Source organism: Pseudomonas sp. EZ-C24, from assembly GCF_014525325.1.
In the GTDB taxonomy this organism is placed as follows: Bacteria; Pseudomonadota; Gammaproteobacteria; order Pseudomonadales; family Pseudomonadaceae; genus Aquipseudomonas; species Aquipseudomonas shirazensis.
Map to the genome: position 1 here is coordinate 78,336 of NZ_JACDIU010000007.1, position 19,793 is coordinate 98,128.

21 protein-coding genes are annotated in these 19,793 nt (G+C 63.5%); 11 read left to right on the forward strand and 10 right to left on the reverse strand.

The window, feature by feature from the left end:
* Positions 1-23: 23 nt before the first annotated feature.
* Both IDM28_RS04440 and IDM28_RS04445 read left to right on the forward strand, forming a co-directional pair.
* Positions 24-1,019 (forward strand): NAD-dependent epimerase/dehydratase family protein, encoded by a 996-nt coding sequence (locus IDM28_RS04440; RefSeq protein ID WP_101316785.1) that lies wholly within the window; start codon positions 24-26, stop codon positions 1,017-1,019.
* A gap of 86 nt (positions 1,020-1,105) precedes the next feature.
* On the forward strand, positions 1,106-1,933 hold the full coding sequence (locus tag IDM28_RS04445) for an ATPase (protein WP_181089309.1): 828 nt from the start codon (positions 1,106-1,108) through the stop codon (positions 1,931-1,933).
* Between the two features lie 44 nt (positions 1,934-1,977).
* Here IDM28_RS04445 and IDM28_RS04450 read toward each other — a convergent pair whose 3' ends face one another.
* Genes IDM28_RS04450 through IDM28_RS04460 form a run of 3 tightly spaced genes read right to left on the reverse strand, consistent with a single transcriptional unit; the run spans position 1,978 to position 4,533 of the window.
* A complete protein-coding gene (locus IDM28_RS04450; protein WP_101316789.1) occupies positions 1,978-3,027 on the reverse strand; it encodes an alkene reductase in 1,050 nt (349 codons plus the stop codon).
* Between the two features lie 20 nt (positions 3,028-3,047).
* On the reverse strand, positions 3,048-4,217 hold the full coding sequence (locus IDM28_RS04455) for an MFS transporter (protein WP_188035447.1): 1,170 nt from the start codon (positions 4,215-4,217) through the stop codon (positions 3,048-3,050).
* Between the two features lie 13 nt (positions 4,218-4,230).
* A complete protein-coding gene (locus IDM28_RS04460; RefSeq protein ID WP_103436154.1) occupies positions 4,231-4,533 on the reverse strand; it encodes an ArsR/SmtB family transcription factor in 303 nt (100 codons plus the stop codon).
* A 222-nt stretch (positions 4,534-4,755) separates the two neighbouring features.
* Here IDM28_RS04460 and IDM28_RS04465 point away from each other — a divergent pair, with 222 nt between their 5' ends.
* A complete protein-coding gene (locus IDM28_RS04465; RefSeq protein WP_188035448.1) occupies positions 4,756-5,334 on the forward strand; it encodes an ACP phosphodiesterase in 579 nt (192 codons plus the stop codon).
* Here the strand turns inward: IDM28_RS04465 and IDM28_RS04470 are convergent, their stop codons facing one another.
* Together IDM28_RS04470 and olsB are read right to left on the reverse strand one after the other, a co-directional pair.
* The gene (locus tag IDM28_RS04470; protein ID WP_181089305.1) at positions 5,335-6,123 is read right to left on the reverse strand and encodes a 1-acyl-sn-glycerol-3-phosphate acyltransferase; all 789 of its coding nucleotides are present in this window, start codon (positions 6,121-6,123) and stop codon (positions 5,335-5,337) included. It abuts the gene before it with no gap.
* Entirely contained in the window at positions 6,123-6,878 is a 756-nt protein-coding gene (olsB, locus tag IDM28_RS04475; RefSeq protein ID WP_101316799.1) for an L-ornithine N(alpha)-acyltransferase, read from the reverse strand. Before olsB ends, IDM28_RS04470 begins: the two co-directional genes overlap by 1 nt.
* Before the next feature lie 211 nt (positions 6,879-7,089).
* Between olsB and IDM28_RS04480 the strand changes: the two genes are divergently transcribed.
* The 5 genes from IDM28_RS04480 (at position 7,090) to IDM28_RS04500 (ending at position 12,006) form a co-directional block, all read left to right on the forward strand.
* A complete protein-coding gene (locus IDM28_RS04480; protein WP_101316802.1) occupies positions 7,090-7,671 on the forward strand; it encodes a YceI family protein in 582 nt (193 codons plus the stop codon).
* A 1-nt stretch (position 7,672) separates the two neighbouring features.
* Positions 7,673-8,830 carry a phospholipase D-like domain-containing protein gene (locus tag IDM28_RS04485; protein ID WP_150570814.1) on the forward strand — a complete coding sequence of 386 codons (1,158 nt, stop codon included), beginning with the start codon at positions 7,673-7,675 and terminating at the stop codon, positions 8,828-8,830.
* An 80-nt stretch (positions 8,831-8,910) separates the two neighbouring features.
* Positions 8,911-9,489 carry a DJ-1/PfpI family protein gene (locus IDM28_RS04490; RefSeq protein ID WP_150572068.1) on the forward strand — a complete coding sequence of 193 codons (579 nt, stop codon included), beginning with the start codon at positions 8,911-8,913 and terminating at the stop codon, positions 9,487-9,489.
* 150 nt (positions 9,490-9,639) lie between these two features.
* Positions 9,640-10,581 (forward strand): AEC family transporter, encoded by a 942-nt coding sequence (locus IDM28_RS04495; RefSeq protein WP_188035449.1) that lies wholly within the window; start codon positions 9,640-9,642, stop codon positions 10,579-10,581.
* 63 nt (positions 10,582-10,644) lie between these two features.
* Entirely contained in the window at positions 10,645-12,006 is a 1,362-nt protein-coding gene (locus IDM28_RS04500) for an amino acid permease (protein ID WP_101316810.1), read from the forward strand.
* A 42-nt stretch (positions 12,007-12,048) separates the two neighbouring features.
* Here IDM28_RS04500 and IDM28_RS04505 read toward each other — a convergent pair whose 3' ends face one another.
* From IDM28_RS04505 to gatC, 5 genes are all read right to left on the reverse strand, one after another.
* The gene (locus IDM28_RS04505; protein WP_101316812.1) at positions 12,049-13,092 is read right to left on the reverse strand and encodes a calcium/sodium antiporter; all 1,044 of its coding nucleotides are present in this window, start codon (positions 13,090-13,092) and stop codon (positions 12,049-12,051) included.
* Between the two features lie 60 nt (positions 13,093-13,152).
* Positions 13,153-13,524: a septal ring lytic transglycosylase RlpA family protein gene (locus IDM28_RS04510; RefSeq protein WP_101316814.1), complete on the reverse strand. Its 372-nt coding sequence runs from the start codon at positions 13,522-13,524 to the stop codon at positions 13,153-13,155.
* A 70-nt stretch (positions 13,525-13,594) separates the two neighbouring features.
* Complete coding sequence (gatB, locus tag IDM28_RS04515) at positions 13,595-15,040, reverse strand: Asp-tRNA(Asn)/Glu-tRNA(Gln) amidotransferase subunit GatB (protein WP_103436164.1); 1,446 nt, start codon at positions 15,038-15,040, stop codon at positions 13,595-13,597.
* A gap of 11 nt (positions 15,041-15,051) precedes the next feature.
* Positions 15,052-16,503, reverse strand: a complete 1,452-nt coding sequence (gatA, locus tag IDM28_RS04520; RefSeq protein WP_188035450.1) for an Asp-tRNA(Asn)/Glu-tRNA(Gln) amidotransferase subunit GatA — start codon at positions 16,501-16,503, stop codon at positions 15,052-15,054.
* A gap of 15 nt (positions 16,504-16,518) precedes the next feature.
* The gene (gene gatC / locus IDM28_RS04525; protein WP_101316820.1) at positions 16,519-16,806 is read right to left on the reverse strand and encodes an Asp-tRNA(Asn)/Glu-tRNA(Gln) amidotransferase subunit GatC; all 288 of its coding nucleotides are present in this window, start codon (positions 16,804-16,806) and stop codon (positions 16,519-16,521) included.
* A gap of 202 nt (positions 16,807-17,008) precedes the next feature.
* On the opposite strand from gatC, the gene mreB reads away from it, so the two are divergent.
* From mreB to mreD, 3 genes are all read left to right on the forward strand, one after another.
* Positions 17,009-18,046, forward strand: a complete 1,038-nt coding sequence (mreB, locus tag IDM28_RS04530) for a rod shape-determining protein MreB (protein ID WP_003255163.1) — start codon at positions 17,009-17,011, stop codon at positions 18,044-18,046.
* A gap of 207 nt (positions 18,047-18,253) precedes the next feature.
* A complete protein-coding gene (gene mreC, locus IDM28_RS04535; protein WP_223175867.1) occupies positions 18,254-19,273 on the forward strand; it encodes a rod shape-determining protein MreC in 1,020 nt (339 codons plus the stop codon).
* Positions 19,273-19,761, forward strand: a complete 489-nt coding sequence (gene mreD, locus IDM28_RS04540) for a rod shape-determining protein MreD (protein WP_101316824.1) — start codon at positions 19,273-19,275, stop codon at positions 19,759-19,761. Before mreC ends, mreD begins: the two co-directional genes overlap by 1 nt.
* Positions 19,762-19,793: the final 32 nt, after the last annotated feature.

Consider the following 19,793-nt stretch of genomic DNA (forward strand, 5'->3'; position numbering starts at 1 on the left):
AATCTGGCAAGGCGGAGTGTTACATGCGAATTCTGGTCACCGGCGCGAGCGGCTTTATCGGCGGGCGCTTTGCGCGTTTTGCCCTGGAGCAGGGCCTTGAGGTCCGGGTCAACGGGCGGCGTGCCGAAGGCGTGGAGCATTTGGTCAAGCGCGGCGCGCAGTTCATCCCGGGTGACCTCGGTGATGCCGAGCTGGCCCGGCGTCTGTGCCAGGGCGTCGATGCCGTGGTGCATTGCGCGGGCATGACCGGCGCCTGGGGGCGCTACCAGGATTTCCATCAGGGCAATGTGGTGGTCACCGAAAACGTCGTTGAAGGCTGCCTCAAGGAACATGTGCGCCGGCTGGTACACCTGTCGTCGCCGTCGATCTACTTCAATGGCCGCTCCCGCCTGAATGTGCAGGAACAGCAGCTGCCGCGGCGCATGCATGACCATTACGCCACGACCAAATTTCTCGCCGAGCAGAAGGTCTTCGGCGCGCAGGAGTTCGGCCTCGAAGTGCTCGCCCTGCGCCCACGGCTGGTCACCGGCGCCGGCGATGCGAACATCTTCCCGCGCTTGCTGCAGATGCAGCGCAAGCGCCGCCTGGCGATCATCGGCAACGGCCTGAACATGGCCGACTTCACCAGTGTGCACAACCTCAACGAAGCGTTGCTCAGCGCACTCTTTGCAGATGATGAGGCGCTCGGCCAGGCCTACAACATCAGTAACGGCCAGCCGCTGCCGCTGTGGGATGTGGTCAATTACGTCATGCGTCAGATGCAGTTGCCGCAGGTCACCCGCTACCGCTCCTACGGCCTGGGTTACAGCCTGGCAGCACTCAACGAAGCGGCGTGCATGCTCTGGCCTGGCCGCCCGCAGCCAACCTTGTCACGCCTGGGTATGCAGGTCATGAGCAAGGACTTCACTCTCGACATCAGTCGGGCCCGGCAGCATCTGGATTACCGGCCTCAGGTCAGCCTGTGGAGCGCGCTCGACGAGTTCTGCGGCTGGTGGAAGAACGTCCCGCACAACCGCTGAAGCGCGCGCCTTGATGATGGTCATCAACGTAACGCGCTGGCGGTTTATACTATGTCTCTTTGCTATGACTGTGGTTGAAAGCCCCCATGCGTAACGATCTTCGCGACGACTTCGACGACGTGCCAACATTGCGTGCCGGCACCCGAGATGACGATGAACTGCTCCCCGAGCACGTGGCGCGCAGCCGCCAGAAAGCCGCACGGCCGACCAACACCGCGCCGCTCTGGGCTTTGCTGGTGGCCTCGTTCATCGCCCTGGCCGGGCTCGGCTGGTGGAGCTTCCAGCAGATTTCGCTGATGGAGCAGCAACTGGTCGCGACCCAGGAGAGCTTTGCCCGCATCAGCGAGGAAGCCGCCGGCCGGCTGCAAGCGATCAGCGGCAAGGTCGAAGCCAGCGATGCCAGCGTCAACACCGGCAGCGAAGCCTTGAAACTGCAGATTCGCCAGTTGCAGGCCAGCCTGGCCGAGCAGGGCAAGCAGCAGCAGGGCGTGGCCGGTCAGGCCGGCGACCTCGGCAAGCGTCTGGAACAGGTGCTGGCCGATACCCGCGAGCAGCAAAAAGCTGTAACTGAATTGCAGACCCAATTGCAGGCGCAGTTGAAGGCGGTGAATGCCGAGTTGGCGGCGCTGAAGGCGGGCCAGCTGGATGGCGGCAAGCTCGACAACGAGCTCAAGAGCCTGAACAGCGAGATTGCCGCGCTGAAGAAGCAGGGCAATCCGAGCGCGGCGATCAGCAGTCTGGAGCAGGACGTGCTGGTGCTGAAGAGTCAGATCGACAATCGCCCCGCAGCAGCGGCCAGCAGCGGTGCCTCGGTGCAGGAATTCGACGCTTTCAGGGGGCAGACCACGCGCAGCCTGAACACCCTGCAGAACCAGGTGCAGAACCTGCAACAGCAGATCAACGCCCGGCCATAGCCGTAATGCTGATGGGGCCGCGCAAGGCGGCCCCATTCCTCTGCTTACAGCCGTGGATAGTCGATATAGCCCACCGCGCCACCGCCATAGAACCCCTCCGGCCGCGCCTCGTTCAACGGCGCATCGGCGGCCAAACGTGCTGGCAGGTCCGGGTTGGCAATGAACGGCACGCCAAACGCCACGGCATCGGCCAGGCCACCGGCAAGGGCAGCGTTGGCGCTGGCCTTGTCGAAGCGTTCGTTGACGATGTACGGCCCACCGAATGCTTGCTTGATCTGCGCGCCGAGGCTGTCGTCGGCGAGTTTTTCCCGCGAGCAGATAAACGCGATACCGCGTTTGCCCAGTTCGCGGGCGACGTAGGTGAAGGTCTCGGCGCGGTCAGCATCGCCCATGTCATGGGCATCGGCGCGTGGCGCCAGGTGCATGCCGACGCGCTGGGCGCCCCACACTTCGATCACCGCATCGGTCACCTCCAGCAGCAGCCGGGCACGGTTCTCCAGTGAACCGCCGTAGTTGTCGTTGCGCTGGTTGGTGCTGCTTTGCAGAAACTGATCCAGCAGGTAGCCGTTGGCGCCATGAATCTCGACGCCATCAAAGCCCGCCGCCTTGGCGTTCTCGGCACCGATCCGATAGGCCTCGACAATGTCGGCGATCTCTTCGCTTTCCAGTGCCCGCGGGGTTGGGTAGTCGGCCAGCGGACGCACCAGGCTGACATGGCCCTTGGGCTGGATCGCGCTGGGCGCAACCGGCAGTTCACCGTTGAGGTAGCTGGGGTGGGAGATGCGCCCGACGTGCCACAGCTGCAGGAAGATCCGCCCGCCGGCAGCATGCACTGCCTTGGTCAGGCTGTGCCAGCCGCGCACCTGGTCGTTGGACCAGATGCCGGGGGTGTCCGGGTAGCCAACGCCCATTGGCGTCACCGAAGTCGCCTCACTGAGAATCAGCCCGGCGCTGGCGCGCTGCACGTAGTACTCGGTCATCAGCGCATTGGGCACGCGGCCTTCGTCGGCGCGGCAGCGGGTCAGCGGCGCCATGATGATGCGGTTGGGCAACTGCAGGTCACCCAGCAGCAGTGGATCGAATAGCGTAGTCATCGGTTCAGCCTCGCAAAGGTTCAGTTGCCAGCGGTGGCCAGCTCGGCATCGTTGCCGCGCTGGTTGAAAGTGATGAGGGTGACGATCAGGGCCAACAGCGCCAGGGCTGCGGCGGCCAGCGGCACGCGGGTCAGGCCCAGACCATGGGCGATCACGCTACCGCCGACCCAGGCGCCGAGGGCGTTGCCCAGGTTGAAGGCGCCGATGTTCAAGGTCGACACCAGGTTCGGTGCAGCCTTGCCGTAGGTGACCACGTTGACCTGTAGTGCCGGCACGGCGGCAAAGGCAGCTGTGGCCCACAGGAACAGGGTGATTTCAGCGGGGATCACGGCGCTGCTGGTCCAGCTGAACAACGTCGAGATCACCGCCATGGCCACAAACACGCCAATCAGAGTTGCGCCCAGACGGCGGTCGGCGAGCTTGCCGCCGATGATGTTGCCCAGGGTCAGGCCAAGGCCGATCAGCAGCAAGGTCCAGGTCACGCCGCTGGGCGAAACCCCGGTGACATCACCCAACAGCGGCGCGACATAAGTGAACAGGGCGAACATCGAGGCCGAGAACAGCACGGTCATGCTCAGCGACAACCAGATACCGGCCCCTTTCAGCGCGGCCAGTTCAGCGCGCATGTCGACCGCCTCTTCGTCACGTTGCAGCGGCAGGTAGCGGATCAGGCCGATCAGCGCGATCACACCGATCACGGTCACTGCCCAGAAGGTCGAACGCCAGCCGGCGACCTGGCCCAGCGCAGTCCCCAGCGGCACGCCGAGCACGTTGGCCAGGGTCAGGCCGGTGAACATCAAGGCTACGGCGGAGGCGCGGCGATTGGCCGGTACCAGGCTGGCGGCGACCACCGAACCGATGCCGAAGAAGGCCCCATGGCACAGCGCGGTGACTACACGGGCGAACATCAACAGGTTGTAGTCAGCGGCGACGGCGCACAACAGGTTGCCGACGATGAACACGCCCATCAGCGTGACCAGCGCGGCCTTGCGTGGCAGGCGCGCTGTGGCCAGGGCCATGAACGGTGCGCCGATTGCGACGCCCAGGGCATAGCCGGTAACCAGCCAGCCAGCACCAGGGATGGACACGCCGAGGTCGCTCGCCACTTCGGGCAGCAGGCCCATGATGACGAATTCGGTGGTGCCGATGGCGAAGGCGCTCAGCGCCAGCATCAAGAGTGGAAGGGGCATCGCTGAATCCTCGTCAGAGCGTTTCGCTCAGTTGCTTGAGAAACGCCTGGATCGCGTCCTCGTTGCGTTTGAAAAAGTGCCACTGGCCGATTTTCTGGCTGCTGATCAGGCCTGCGCGTTGCAGGGTGGCCAGGTGGGCCGACACGGTGGATTGCGAGAGGCCGCAGCGTTGGTCGATCTGGCCGGCGCAGACACCGTGCTCGATGCTGTGCTGTTGATCGGGGAACTGGCTGGCCGGGTCCTTGAGCCAGCCGAGGATTTCGCGGCGGACTGGGTGGGACAGGGCTTTGATGGTTTCGTCGAGGTCCAGGGGCATGGGGGAGGCTCTTGGGGTAGGGCGCTATATCGCGATAGGACGAAATATAAATCGGTATTTCGCGATATACAAATATGATGTTGGTCTTAGCTCGGGTCGAATCGCTATATCGGGTTATAACGATATTGGTGGTCAGTAAAACACCACAAAAACCAGATAAGCCCGCAGCCAGCTATCCATCATCCCAAGCCGACCCACCCGCAGAAACCCTATACTGCCCCCATGAACTACCTAGCCCACCTCCACCTAGGCGGCCAACAGCCGCAACAACTACTCGGCAGCCTATACGGCGATTTCGTCAAAGGCACCCTGCACGGCCGTTTCCCGCCCACCCTGGAAGCTGCCATCCAGCTCCACCGCTGGATCGACAGCTACACCGACAGCCACCCCATAGTGCTAGCCGCACTGGCCCGTTTCCCGCGGGAGCGGCGGCGCTACGCCGGAATCGTGCTCGACGTATTTTTCGACCATTGCCTGGCGCACCACTGGCACGACTACGCCGCCCAGCCGCTGACCGAGTTTACCCAGCGCTTTTACCAGGTCCTGCTCGCCGAGCCCGAGCTGCCAGGCCGGCTCGCGCATATCGCTCCGATGATGGCCGCGGACGACTGGCTGTCCGCGTACGGCGATTTCGCTACGCTGGAGTACGTATTCCGAGGCATAGGCCGGCGCCTGTCGCGCCCCGAAGGCTTAGCCGGAGTAATGCCCGAACTGGAGGCGCTGTACCAGCCGTTGCTGGAAGACTTCAGAGCGTTTTATCCACAGCTGCAGGCGTTCGCCAGCGCCCGCTGGCCCCGCTGATCAAGCCGCTCGCGCTTGCCGGCGTGGGGCCAACTCGGCTTGCTCGTGGCCGAACAGGGCGCCATGAATGGCTTGTTGTGCCTGAAACGCCAGCTGCGCGCGCTCTTTGCCGACGCTGCTGATCGGCGCCAGCAACTGAATGCGTACCTGCCCACGCGGTTGGGCAAACAAGCGCAGCAGGTGTGAAACCAGGTCGTCATCGCCAACGAAAGGTGCAATTGGATCAACCTCACCACTGCGCCAGTACTGAATCGCAACCGGTTGCAGTGGGGTAGCGCCATCGATGGCGCCGGCCAGCAGGCGGCCGTGGAAGGTGCGCAGGCTGCGGCCATCGGTAGTGGTGCCTTCCGGGAAGATCAACAGCGGCAGGGCGTCGCCCAATTGCTGGCTGATTTGCTCGCGCAGGCCTTGGGCGTCACCGCCACCGCGGCGGATGAACAGCGTCCCGGCCTGCTCGGCAAGCCAGCCGGCCAGCGGCCAGTGACGGACTTCGGCCTTGGACAGAAACGATAGCGGGGTGAGCATGCCGAGCAGCGGAATGTCGGTCCATGACACGTGATTGCCGACCCACAGCATCGGCCGCTGCGGCAGCTCGCCGAGCACCTCGACCTGAAATGGCAGCGCGCCGACCAGGCGCTGCATGTACCAGCGGCTCCAGCGCTGGCGCAGAGCCAGCGACACCGGCACACGCAGACGCTGGCCAAGCGCGGTAACGCTGGCCATGGCCATGCCGATCAGCAGCACCCACAGCAAACGTGCCAGGCGGGCGGCGACCCGCAGCCTCAGCATCACACCGCTGCCTTGAAGTGGCGGGCGTAGCGCGGGCAGAGGTCGTCGCGTTTGAGCAGGATGAACACGTCGGCGACCTGGAAGTCCTCGTCCCAGCACGGTTCGCCGCAGATCTTCGCGCCCAGGCGCATGTAGGCCTTGAGCAGCGGGGGCATTTCGGCAATCACGTTGTTCGGCAGGGCCAGAGTCGGCAGCGGTTTTTTCGGCTCGGCGCGCAGGTTTTCGGTGCACAGGTAGCGTTCACGCAGGCGCTGCATGATCGCGTGGGCCTGCACGCCGCCATCCTGCATGGGGATGCTCGCGCAGCCCATCAGGTAGCTGTAGCTGCCTTCGTTGAGCACCTCGGCCAGCTCGCCCCAGAGCACGGCGATGGTGCCGCCGTTGCGATAGGCCGGGTCGACGCAGGTGCGGCCCAGTTCAAGGATCGGCCCCTGCAATTGCAGCAGGCCGTGCAGGCTGAACTCTTCTTCGCTGTAGAAACGCCCGAGGCTGCTCGCGGCTTGGTGGTCTAGCAAGCGGGTGGTGGCAACCAGGCGGCCAGTGCTCAGGTCACGCACGCCGATATGGCGGCAGTGGATATCGAAATCGTCCATGTCCAGGCCCTGTTCGGCGCCCTTCAGCTTGGCCATGAGTTCACCGCTGAACACCTTGAAACGCAGGGCCTGGGCTTCTTGCAGGGCCGCAGCGCCTAGCAGGCGCTCGGCTTGCAGACGGCGTTCAGTGCTGGTGTCGCCTGAGCGAGCGATCTGGGTCATTGCGAGTCTCCATTGGCCAACCATGTGCGGGGCTGCCGGTCGGCTTTGTTGTGCAGGGTCAGCCTAGGTAGGGGGGGTGTCACCTCGGTGAATCTTTGGTGATGCTTGCGTGACAGCCACCGCTGGCCGTACCTGAGGGGCCGCGAGACTGCTGCTTGCTGCACCGAAGGCGGGCGGGTAATGTTCACGGCTTTGTTTCACGGAATTTCCCATGCCCATGCTTGCCCGTCTGCTTCCCGCCCTGTTCCTGGCGTTGTGCCTGCCCGCTCATGCCAATTGGCACCTGGACGGTGAGTCTTCGCGCTTGTCGTTCGTCACCGGCAAAAACGGCGAGATCACCGAAGTGCATCGCTTTCTGGTGCTGCACGGCAGCGTCGATCGCAAGGGCGCAGCCGGCCTGCGGATCGAGATGGATTCGGTCAGCAGTGGTATCCCGCTGCGTGACGAGCGCATGCGCGATGGCCTGTTCGAGGTCGACCAGTTCCCCGAAGCGAAGGTCAAGGCGCAGATCGACCTGCGCCCGATCGACAACCTCGCCAACGGCGCGCAGATCGAATTGCGCCTGCCGCTGACCGTCACCCTGCACGGCCACTCGCACAGCTACAACGCATTGCTGATGGCCACGCGCCTGGACGAGCGGCGCTTTCAGGTGGTGACCCTTGAACCGTTGATCCTGCGCGCCGCTGACTATGGCCTGCTGCCTGGGCTCGAGAGCCTGCGCAAGTTCGCCAAGCTGAAGTCCATCAACCCCTCGGTACCGGTCAATGCGGTGCTGATCTTCAACGCCCGCTGATATGCCAGGGCCGGTCTTTCCTTGGCGCGACGGTAATCATTTCGAGCTGCTGATCGACGGCCCCGATTTCTTCCCGCGGATGTTGCACCTGATTGCCGAGGCCGAGCGCCAGGTCGATCTGGAGCTGTATCTGGTCGAGGCCGGCACGTGCGCCGAGGCAGTGGTCACTGTGCTGGAGCAGGCCGCCCGGCGCGGCGTGCAGGTGCGCTGCCTGTTTGATGACTACGGCTCGCTGGCCTTCACCACGGCGCTGCGCCAGCGCTTGCTTGGCGCCGGTGTGCAGTTGAGCTGGTACAACCGCCTGCACTGGCGCCGCGGCGTGCGCAATCTGTACCGCGATCACCGCAAGATTCTCCTGGTCGACAGCCGCTGGGCGGTAGTCGGCGGCACGGGCGTCACCGATGAGTTCTGGCAGCCGCAGGCCGAGCGCAGCGAATGGCATGAAGTGATGGTGCAGATCCAGGGACCGGTGGTCAGCGACTGGCAGCTGTTGTTCGATCGCCAATGGCATGCCAATGACCGTCGCACCGCCTGGCGACCGCCAGCTGGTTTCGGTCTGCCACGCCTGCCCAAAGTGCCGGTGCAAGGGCAGGGCATGGGCCGGGTGGCTTACGCCGATGCCCGGCAACACCGCGACATCCTGCATTCGCTGGTGCGTGCCCTGAACAGCGGGCAGCAGCGCATCTGGCTGGCGACGCCGTATTTTTTGCCTACCTGGAGTGTGCGCCGTTCTCTGCGTCGGGCTGCTTCGCGCGGCATCGACGTGCGCCTGCTGCTGACCGGGCCGCGCACCGACCACCCCTCGGTGCGCTACGCCGGGCACCGCTATTACCCACGCTTGCTGCGCGCTGGCGTGCGCATCTTTGAATACCAGCCGTGCTTCCTGCACCTGAAGATGGTCGTGGTCGATGACTGGGTCAGCGTCGGTTCGTGCAACTTCGACCACTGGAACCTGCGCTTCAACCTGGAGGCCAACATCGAAGCGCTCGACCCCAGCCTGACCGCAGCAGTCAGCGCCAGTTTCGAGCGCGACTTTGCCCTCAGCGAAGAGGTCGATCTGGCCCACTGGAACGCGCGGCCGTTGTGGCGGCGAGTCAAGCAACGGATCTGGGGCTGGATGGACCGGCTGGTGGCCAACCTGCTGGATCGGCGCAATTGAGATGAACGGCGCATATCGGTAAGCGCCGAAGCGGTCTATCGTGCTCTGATTGATTCCAGGCTAGGCAAGGAGCGGTGGCGATGACAGGCAAGAAGATTCTAATGCTGGTGGGCGACTATGTCGAAGACTACGAAGCGATGGTGCCGTTCCAGGCGCTGAGCATGGTCGGCCACACCGTGCATGCGGTGTGCCCGGAGAAAATCGCGGGGCAGACGGTGCGTACCGCTATCCACGACTTCGAAGGCGAGCAGACCTACAGCGAAAAACCCGGGCACAACTTTGCCCTCAACTTCGACTTCGTCCAGGCCCGCGCCGAAAGCTACGACGCCTTGCTGATCCCGGGCGGCCGCGCACCTGAGTACCTGCGCCTGAACGAGCAGGTGCTGGCGCTGGTGCGGGCTTTCGACGAGGCGCGCAAGCCGATTGCCGCGGTGTGCCATGGCGCCCAGCTGCTGGCAGCGGCAGGCGTGCTGCGTGGCCGCGAGTGCAGCGCGTACCCTGCCTGCGCGCCGGAAGTGCGTCTGGCCGGAGGTACTTTCATCGATATCGCGGTGGATCAGGCCCACGTCGAGGGCAACTTGATTACCGCACCGGCATGGCCGGCGCATCCCGCCTGGCTGGCAGCGTTTCTGAAAGTGCTGGGCACTCGGATTTCTTGAATCGGCCGCTGTGCAGGGGGCGAGGCTGACAGCAAAAAGCGGCAGTTATGTAGGAAATATCCTTTTAGCAGTGGCTATTGTCCGCAAAACCCAGCGCCTGGCGTATCATTAGCCCCCTAACGGCAACCCCAAAACCAGGACCGCTCGCGCATGCTCGCCCTTCTTATCCAGACGCTGAACATCACTGCACCGGTGTTCGCCATGCTGTTCATGGGCGTATTGCTCAAACGTTTGCACCTGATCGACGACAACTTCACCAAGGTTGCCTCGACGCTGGTGTTCAACGTGTGCATGCCGGCGCTGCTGTTCCTTGGCATCTACCATGCCGATCTGGATGCAGCGATCAACCCCGGTGTGCTGGTCTACTTCACCGCAATTACCCTGATCGGCTTCGCCTTGTCCTGGGGCCTGGCGATCTGGCGCGCGCCGCTGTCCGAGCGCGGCATCTACACCCAGGGGGCTTTTCGCGGCAACAACGGCGTTATTGGCCTGGCCCTGGCGGCCAGCCTGTACGGTGATTACGGCATTTCGCTGGGCGCGGTGCTCGCCGGCCTGGTGATCCTCCTGTACAACTCGCTGTCGGCGGTGGTGCTGGCGGTGTACAGCCCGGACCTCAAGTCCGATCCGTGGAGCATCTGCAAAAGTGTTTTCAGCAACCCGCTGATCATCAGCGTGCTGCTCGCCACACCCATGGCCTACGCCCAGGTGCCGCTGCCGAACTGGCTGCTGACCTCGGGCGACTATCTGGCGCAGATGACCCTGCCACTGGCGCTGATCTGCATTGGCGGCACCTTGTCGCTGGCGGCGCTGCGCGACAGCGGCAAGTTGGCGGTGGATGTCAGCCTGGTGAAGATGGTCTGGTTGCCGCTGATCGGCACCCTCGGCGCCTGGCTGTGTGGTTTCCGCGGTGCCGAGCTGGGCATCCTGTTCCTGTACATCGGCAGCCCGACCGCTGCCGCCAGCTATGTCATGGCCCGCGCGGCCAATGCCAATCATCAGTTAGCGGCGGCGATCATCGTCATCACGACCCTGATGGCGGCGATTACCACCAATATCGGCATCTTCATCTTGCAGTGGGGCGGCTGGATCTAGATCCTTGCTGCCTGAACAGAACAACAACAGCAACAACGCTGCCACCTGACCTAAGGACACTCCATGCAAGACCAGAACTCGCCCGAGCGGTTACAGCGCGGCCTGAAAAATCGCCATATCCAGCTGATCGCGCTGGGCGGGGCCATCGGCACCGGGCTGTTCCTGGGCATTGCCCAGACCATCCAGATGGCCGGCCCATCGGTGTTGCTCGGTTATGCCATTGCCGGCCTGATGGCCTTCCTGATCATGCGTCAGCTTGGCGAAATGGTGGTGGAAGAGCCGGTTGCCGGCAGCTTCAGCCACTTCGCCCATAAATACTGGAGCGAGTTTGCCGGCTTTGTCTCGGGCTGGAACTACTGGGTGGTCTATGTGCTGGTAGGCATGGCCGAGCTGACCGCAGTCGGCATTTATGTGCAGTACTGGTGGCCGGACTTCCCGACCTGGGCCACGGCAGCGATCTTCTTTGTGGTGATCAACCTGATCAACCTCACTCAGGTCAAAGTCTACGGCGAGATGGAGTTCTGGTTCGCTCTGGTCAAAATAGTGGCGATTGTCAGCATGATCGGCTTTGGCGCCTGGTTGCTCACCAGCGGCCAGGGTGGCCCGGATGCCAGCGTCGCCAACCTGTGGCAATACGGTGGCTTCTTCCCCAATGGCGTCGGCGGTTTGATCATGGCTCTGGCGGTGATCATGTTCTCGTTCGGCGGCCTGGAGCTGGTCGGTATCACCGCCGCCGAGGCGGAAAACCCGCGGGTGAGCATTCCCAAGGCGACCAACCAGGTGGTGTACCGCATCCTGATCTTCTACATCGGTGCGCTGGCGATCTTGCTGTCGCTGTACCCGTGGCAGAAGGTGGTGCAGGGCGGCAGCCCGTTCGTGATGATCTTCCATGAGCTGGACAGCAACCTGGTCGCGACCATCCTCAACGTAGTGGTACTGACCGCCGCGCTGTCGGTCTACAACAGCTGCGTGTACGCCAACAGCCGCATGCTGTTCGGCCTGGCCAGCCAGGGCGATGCACCGCGTCAATTGCTCAAGGTCAGCCGTCGCGGCGTGCCGCTGACCGCGCTGGGTGTGTCGGCAGCGGCCACCGGTTTGTGCGTGGTGATCAACTACCTGATGCCGGGCGAAGCCTTCGGCCTGTTGATGGCGCTGGCGGTATCAGCGCTGGTGATCAACTGGGCAAGCATCAGCATCACCCACCTGAAATTCCGCAAGGCCAAGATCGCTGCCGGCGAAACGCCGTTCTACCGCAGCTGGGGCCACCCGATTACCAATTACCTGTGCCTGGCGTTCATCGTGCTGATCCTGGTGGTGATGTACCTGACTCCGCCGATCCGCATCTCGGTGATGCTGATCCCGCTGTGGATTGCCGCACTGGGCATTGCGTTCAAGCTCAAGAAGCAGCGCCAGGCCAAGCGCTGAGGTGTTTGCTGCAAGGCCTGCGCGGCTAAACCTGCGCAGGCCTCAGTGTTGGCGCCGCCAGGCGCGCACGGTGGTGTAGAGCAGCGTCAGGGCGAGCAGCGGCAGCACGTAGAACAGCATCAGTTTCTCCAGCTTGCCCGCCAACGGCATGCCGGTGGTGAAGGTCACCACATGCAGGCCGTAGGCCAGGTACAGGCAGAGAAATACCAGCCCCTCGGCGCGGGTGACGCGGTAGCCGGAGTAGAACACCGGCAGGCTCAGGCAGGCGACGCCGAGCATTACCGGCAAGTCAAAGGCCAGCGCATTCGGTGAGATCGACAGCGGGGCAGGGGTGACCAGCGCGGTCGCACCCAGCACTGCCAGCAAATTGAACAGGTTGCTGCCGATCACCGTACCTACCGCCACTTCGCGCTCACCGCGCAGCGCCGCAACCAGCGCAGCGGCAAGCTCCGGCAACGAGGTGCAGACGGCGACTACGGTCAGCCCAATGATCCGTTCCGACAGGCCAAGGTCAGTGGCCACTTCCACTGCGGCTTCCAGCAGCAGATGGCCGCCAATGCTGAGCAATACCAGGCCCAACGCGGTCTGCCCCACAGCACCGCTCCAGAAGCGCAGGCGGCTGACCTCGAGGGCATTCGGTGCCGGATAAGTACGCGCGTAGTGGCGCGATTGGTGCCAGAGGATCAACAGATAACCGAGCAGCCCGAGCAGTAGCAGCGCGCCTTCGAAGCGGCCCAGCTGGCCGTTGGCCGCGAGCAGGTAGACCAAGGCGCTGGCGGCCACCATCAACGGGATGTCCAGACGCACCAGTTGGCGCGACACGCGCAGCGGGATGATCAGCGCGGTAAAGCCGAGAATCACCAGCACATTGAAGATGTTGCTGCCGATCACGCTGCCGACAGCGACGTCAGGCGCACCTTGATAGGCCGCTTGCAGGCTGACAGTCAATTGCGGCGCGGTACTGCCGAAGGCAACCAGGCTCAAACCGATGATCAGCGGCCGCACATGCAGGCGCGTTGCCAGGCGCAGGGCGGCGCGCACCAGCAGTTCGGCGCCGAGCACCAGCAGGACAAGGCCCACAGCCAATTGCAGGAGGCTGAAGGTGGGTAGGGTGGCGAGGTCGAAAATGGTCAGGCTCCCGTTGGCTCAGTCGCTCAGACCTTGTACCCGCACTCGCGCGGTTCCGCTACGGATCATGCCGATTTTTTCTGCGGCCGCGCGGGACAGATCGATCAAACGGCCACGGCTGTGTGGTCCGCGGTCATTGATGCGCACCACGACGCTGCGCTGGTTGGCCAGGTTGGTGACCAGCACCCGGCTGCCAAAAGCGAGGCTGCGGTGGGCGGCGGTAAGGCCGTGTTGGTTGAAGGGCTCGCCACTGGCGGTCCGTTTGCCATGGTGGCGCGAACCGTAATAGGAGGCGGTGCCGGTCTTGTCGTAACCGCTAGGGTCGATATCGTGACTGGCGCAGCCGGCCAGCAGGGAGAAAAGCGCAAGTGCGCCAAGGGTATGCCGCATGCTCGCGTACGCTCCGCAAAGAATGAGTTGCGCGGTGCACGGCCATGGCTGGCCGTGCACCGCGCAGGGCTTAGCCTTCGAGCTTGGCCTTGAGCAGTTGGTTCACCTGCCCCGGGTTGGCCTTGCCTTTGGAGGCTTTCATCGCCTGGCCGACGAAGAAGCCGAACATCTTGCCGCGCTTGGCTTCATCGGCAGCGCGGTACTGTTCGACCTGCTCGGCATTGGCTGCCAGCATTTCGTCGAGCATGGTCTCGATTGCACCACTGTCGGTGACCTGCTTGAGGCCCTTGCTGTCGATGATGCTGTCGGCGTCGCCTTCGCCTGCGGCCATCGCTTCGAACACGGTCTTGGCAATCTTGCCGCTGATGGTGTTGTCGCGAATACGCAGGAGCATGCCGCCCAGTTGCTCGGCACTGACCGGCGCCTGGTCGATCTCGACACCGAGCTTGTTGAGCAGGCTGCCCAGCTCGACCATGACCCAGTTGGCGGCGAGCTTGGCGTCGCCACCAATGCGCACCACGGCCTCGAAGTAGTCGGCCTGCTCGCGGCTGGCGGCCAGCACGTTGGCGTCGTAGGCCGACAGGCCGTACTGGCTCTGGAAGCGTTCGACCTTTTGCGGTGGCAGCTCTGGCAGGCTGGCGCGGATGCTCTCGAGCAGGCTGCTCTCGATCACCACCGGCAGCAGGTCAGGGTCGGGGAAGTAACGGTAGTCGTTGGCTTCCTCCTTGCTGCGCATGGAGCGGGTCTCATCCTTGTTCGGGTCGTACAGGCGGGTTTCCTGGATGACCCGGCCGCCGTCTTCGATCAGCTCGATCTGGCGCTGGATTTCGCTGTTGATGGCGCGCTCGATGAAGCGGAACGAGTTGACGTTCTTGATCTCGCAGCGAGTGCCGAACTCGACCTGACCCTTCGGCCGGATCGACACGTTGCAGTCGCAACGCAGCGAACCTTCGGCCATGTTGCCGTCGCAGATGCCCAGGTAACGCACCAGCGCGTGGATCGCCTTGACGTAGGCCACGGCTTCCTTGGCGCTGCGCATGTCCGGCTCGGAGACGATCTCCAGCAGCGGCGTGCCGGCCCGGTTGAGGTCGATGCCGCTGGCGCCGTTGAAGTCTTCGTGCAGGCTTTTGCCGGCGTCTTCTTCAAGGTGCGCACGGGTGATGCCGACGCGCTTGATGGTGCCGTCTTCAAGGGCGATGTCGAGGTGCCCCTTGCCGACGATCGGCAGGTCCATCTGGCTGATCTGATAGCCCTTGGGCAGGTCAGGGTAGAAGTAGTTCTTGCGCGCGAACACGTTGCGCGGGCCGATCTCGGCTTCGATGGCCAGGCCGAACATGCACGCCATGCGCACGGCTTCCTGGTTGAGCACCGGCAGTACGCCAGGCATGCCCAGGTCGATCAGGCTGGCCTGGGTGTTCGGCTCGGAGCCGAAGGTGGTAGCGCTGCCGGAGAAAATCTTCGACTGGGTGGCGAGCTGGGTATGAATCTCCAGCCCGATCACAACTTCCCATTGCATGTGTGAATTCCTCAGAAGCCGGTAGGGGCGCGGGTGTGCCAGTCGGTGACTTGCTGGTAGCGGTGCGCGACGTTGAGCAGGCGGCCTTCCTCGAAGTACGGCGCCAGCAGTTGCACGCCGACGGGCAGGCCGTCGACGAAACCGGCTGGCATCGATAAGCCGGGCAGGCCGGCCAGGTTGGCGGTGATCGTGTAGACGTCTTCGAGGTAGGCGGAGACCGGGTCGTTGCTCTTGGCGCCAAGTTTCCAGGCCGGGTTGGGCGTGGTTGGGCCGAGAATCAGGTCGACGTCTTCGAACGCTGCCATGAAGTCGTTCTTGATCAGGCGGCGGATCTTCTGCGCCTGCAGGTAGTAGGCGTCGTAGTAACCGGCCGACAGCGCGTAGGCACCAACCATGATCCGGCGCTGCACTTCAACGCCGAAACCTTCACCGCGCGAGCGCTTGTAGAGGTCGGTGAGATCCTTCGGATCTTCGCAGCGATAGCCAAAGCGCACGCCATCAAAGCGCGACAGGTTGGACGAGGCTTCGGCTGGTGCGATCACGTAGTACGCCGGGATGGCGTGTTGCATGTTCGGCAGGCTGATCTGCTTGACCACCGCGCCGAGCTGCTCCAGTTCCTTGACGCTGGCATGCACCAGGTCGGCGATGCGCGAGTCGAGGCCGGCACCGAAGTACTCCTTCGGCAGGCCGATGCGCAGGCCTTGCAGCGGCGCGTTGAGGTTGGCGCTGTAATCAGGCACTGGCTCGTCGATGCAGGTCGAGTCCTTGGCGTCGAAGCCGGCCATACCTTGCAGGAGCAGGGCGCAGTCTTCGGCAGTACGGGCCATCGGGCCGCCCTGATCGAGGCTCGATGCATAGGCGATCATGCCCCAGCGCGAAACGCGACCGTAGGTCGGTTTCAGGCCGGTCAGGTTGGTCAGCGCCGCCGGCTGGCGGATCGAGCCGCCGGTATCGGTGCCGGTTGCCACCGGTAGCAGGCGTGCCGCCACGGCTGCCGCCGAACCACCGGACGAACCACCCGGCACGTGCTCGAGGTTCCACGGGTTCTTCACCGGGCCGTAGTGGCTGGATTCGTTGGCCGAACCCATGGCGAATTCGTCCATGTTGGTCTTGCCCAGAGTGACCATGCCGGCCTCGGCCAGCTTGCTGACCACGGTGGCGTCATACGGCGCGGTGAAGTTGTCGAGCATCTTCGAGCCGCAGCTGGTGCGTACGCCCTGGGTGCAGAACAGGTCCTTGTGGGCGATCGGCGCGCCCAGCAGAGGGCCGGTTTCGCCAGCGGCGCGACGGGCGTCGGCAGCGCGCGCCTGATCCAGCGCGCGTTCTTCGGTGACGCTGATGAAGCTGTTCAGTTGCGGATCGAGTTGCTTGATCCGGCCCAGCAGGCTCTGGGTCAGCTCTTCGGATGAAAACGACTTGTCGGCGAGTCCGCGGGCGATCTCGGCCAGGGTCAATTGATGCATGGCAGGTGCTTTCCCTTACTCGATGACTTTTGGAACCAGGTACAGACCGTTCTCGGTCGACGGGGCGATGGCTTGATACGCGTCGCGCTGGTTGCTTTCGGTAACCTGGTCGGGGCGCAGACGTTGGCTGGCCTCCAGGGGGTGGGCGAGCGGTTCGATACCGCTGGTGTCGACAGCTTGCATCTGGTCGACCAACCCGAGGATGCTGTTCAAGGCATCGGTGATGCGCGGCAGTTCGCCTTCATTCAGCCCCAGTCGGGCCAGATGGGCGATCTTTTCCACGTCGGAGCGTTGCAGCGCCATGGGGAATCTCCAGAAAAACCAAACGGAATTAGTTCCGCGATGAGGAACATGCCGGCATTTTGGCGGTCATACAGCCGCGATCATCTGCAGGCTTGCTCGGAAAAACTGCCAATTTAACATATTGGCTCCTTGCCCAAAATCCCTGCCATTGTTAGAGTTTGCCGCACTTTTTTACCCACGCTTTCCCCAGGGTCACTTTCCCATGTTCAAGAAACTGCGTGGCATGTTTTCCAGCGATCTGTCTATCGACCTGGGTACTGCCAACACCCTTATTTACGTGCGTGAGCGCGGTATCGTCCTGAATGAGCCCTCGGTTGTTGCCATCCGTACCCACGGCAACCAGAAAAGCGTCGTCGCCGTCGGGACTGAAGCCAAACGTATGCTGGGCCGTACGCCCGGCAACATTGCAGCCATTCGTCCGATGAAAGACGGCGTCATCGCCGACTTCAGCGTTTGTGAAAAAATGTTGCAGTACTTCATCAACAAGGTTCACGAAAACAGCTTCCTGCAGCCCAGCCCACGTGTGCTGATCTGCGTGCCGTGCAAATCGACCCAGGTCGAGCGCCGCGCCATCCGTGAATCGGCGCTGGGCGCCGGTGCACGTGAAGTGTTCCTGATCGAGGAGCCAATGGCTGCGGCCATCGGTGCCGGCCTGCCGGTCGAAGAAGCGCGTGGCTCGATGGTCGTCGATATCGGTGGTGGTACCACTGAAATCGCGCTGATCTCGCTCAACGGTGTGGTCTACGCCGAATCGGTACGGGTTGGCGGCGATCGCTTCGACGAGGCTATCGTTACCTACGTGCGCCGCAACTACGGCAGCCTGATCGGTGAATCCACTGCCGAGCGCATCAAACAGGAAATCGGCACCGCCTACCCAGGTGGTGAAGTACGTGAAGTCGACGTACGTGGCCGTAACCTGGCCGAGGGCGTGCCGCGTGCCTTTACCCTGAACTCCAACGAAGTGCTCGAAGCGCTGCAGGAATCCCTGGCGACCATCGTCCAGGCGGTCAAGAGCGCCCTTGAGCAGTCGCCGCCGGAACTGGCCTCGGACATCGCTGAGCGCGGTCTGGTGCTGACCGGTGGTGGCGCGCTGCTGCGCGACCTCGACAAGCTGCTGGCGCAGGAAACCGGCCTGCCGGTGATCGTCGCCGAAGACCCGCTGACCTGTGTGGCTCGTGGCGGTGGTCGTGCGTTGGAAATGATGGACAAACACGCAATGGATCTGCTCTCGAGCGAGTGATTCACGGCGCTGTTCAACGTCCGGTAATGATCGCCTGGTTTACAGGTAGCACTCGCAGTGCTACCTGTATGCGCTGGGTTGGCGTCCGTGGGGCGCTGTTTCCGTCAATTCGCAGCAGGCCGGTGCTCCGCTTCATGTCCAGTCACCTCCTGAATCGTCGTCCACGAGGAACGGCCCATTAAACCGCTTTTCTCCAAGGGCCCTTCGCTGGGCGTTCGTCTGCTGGTACTGGTGGTGCTCTCGGTTGCCTTGATGGTGGTCGACTCGCGCTTCGCCCTGCTCAAACCAGTGCGTAGCCAGATGGGCCTGGTGCTGATGGAGTCGTATTGGCTCACAGACCTCCCGCAGCGCGTATTTCAGGGTGTCGCCAGCCAGTTCGGCAGCCGCACCGAGCTTGCCGCCGAGAACGAAAAACTCAAGACCGAAGCCCTGCTGTTGCAGGGGCGCTTGCAAAAGCTGGCGGCCCTGACCGAGCAGAACGTGCGCCTGCGCGAGTTGCTCAACTCGTCGGCGCTGGTCAACGAGAAGGTTGAAGTGGCCGAGCTGATCGGCGTCGACCCCAATCCGTTCACCCACCGTATCCTGATCAACAAGGGCGAGCGCGACGGCGTCTTCCTCGGCCAGCCGGTGCTCGATGCCCGCGGCCTGATGGGCCAGGTGGTCGAGCTGATGCCTTACACCTCGCGGGTACTGCTGCTCACCGACTCCACCCACAGCATTCCGGTGCAGGTCAACCGCAACGGCTTGCGCGCCATCGCCAGTGGTACCGGTAACCCGGAGCGGCTTGAGCTGCGCCATGTTGCCGACACTGCCGATGTCAAAGAGGGCGACTTGCTGGTGAGCTCGGGCATGGGTCAGCGCTTCCCGGCCGGTTACCCGGTGGCCACGGTCAACGAAGTGATCCACGATTCCGGTCAGCCGTTCGCGATCGTGCGCGCCATCCCTACTGCGGCGCTCAACCGCAGCCGCTATATGCTGCTTGTGTTCAGCGACCGCCGCACCCCGGAGCAGCGTGCGACCGAGGCAGCCATGGCCCAGGAAGAAGCTGATCGGCAGGGTACGGCGCAGCCGCCAGCCGCAGCTGCTACCGAGCAAGCCACGCCTGCTGCCAGCGCGCCAGCAAGCACTGCGCCCGCCACCCCGGCTGCTCCTGCGGCAACGCCAGCGGCACCCGTCAATCCGGCTTCGACGCCTGCTGCGTCGCCCAGCCAACCGCGGAGGCAATGATGGCCAGTTCGCGCAGTAGAAACGGTTGGGTCATCTGGCTCAGCTTCGCCATCGGCCTGTTGCTCAGCGTCTCGCCGATGCCGCAGTTCATGGAAGTGTTCCGGCCGATGTGGCTGGCCCTGCTGGTGTCATTCTGGGTACTCAACGTACCGAACAAGGTCGGCATGACCACCGCCTTCGTGCTGGGCCTGGCAGAGGATGTGCTGTACGGCACCCTGCTGGGGCAGAACGCGCTGATCCTGACCCTGATCGCCTTCCTGGTGCTGTCGTTGCAGCAGCGCCTGCGCATGTTCCCGCTGTGGCAGCAGAGCCTGGTGATCCTGGTGATCTTCGGCATCGCCCAGTTGATCCAGTTGTGGCTCAGTGCCCTGACCGGCAATCGCCTGCCGACCCTGGCGCTGGTGTGGTCGGCAGTCATCAGTGCGCTGCTCTGGCCGTGGATCAGCTTTGCCTTGCGCGACCTGCGCCGCCGCCTGCACATCAACTGACCGGCATCGCCGCGCCTGACAGGGATATGTCC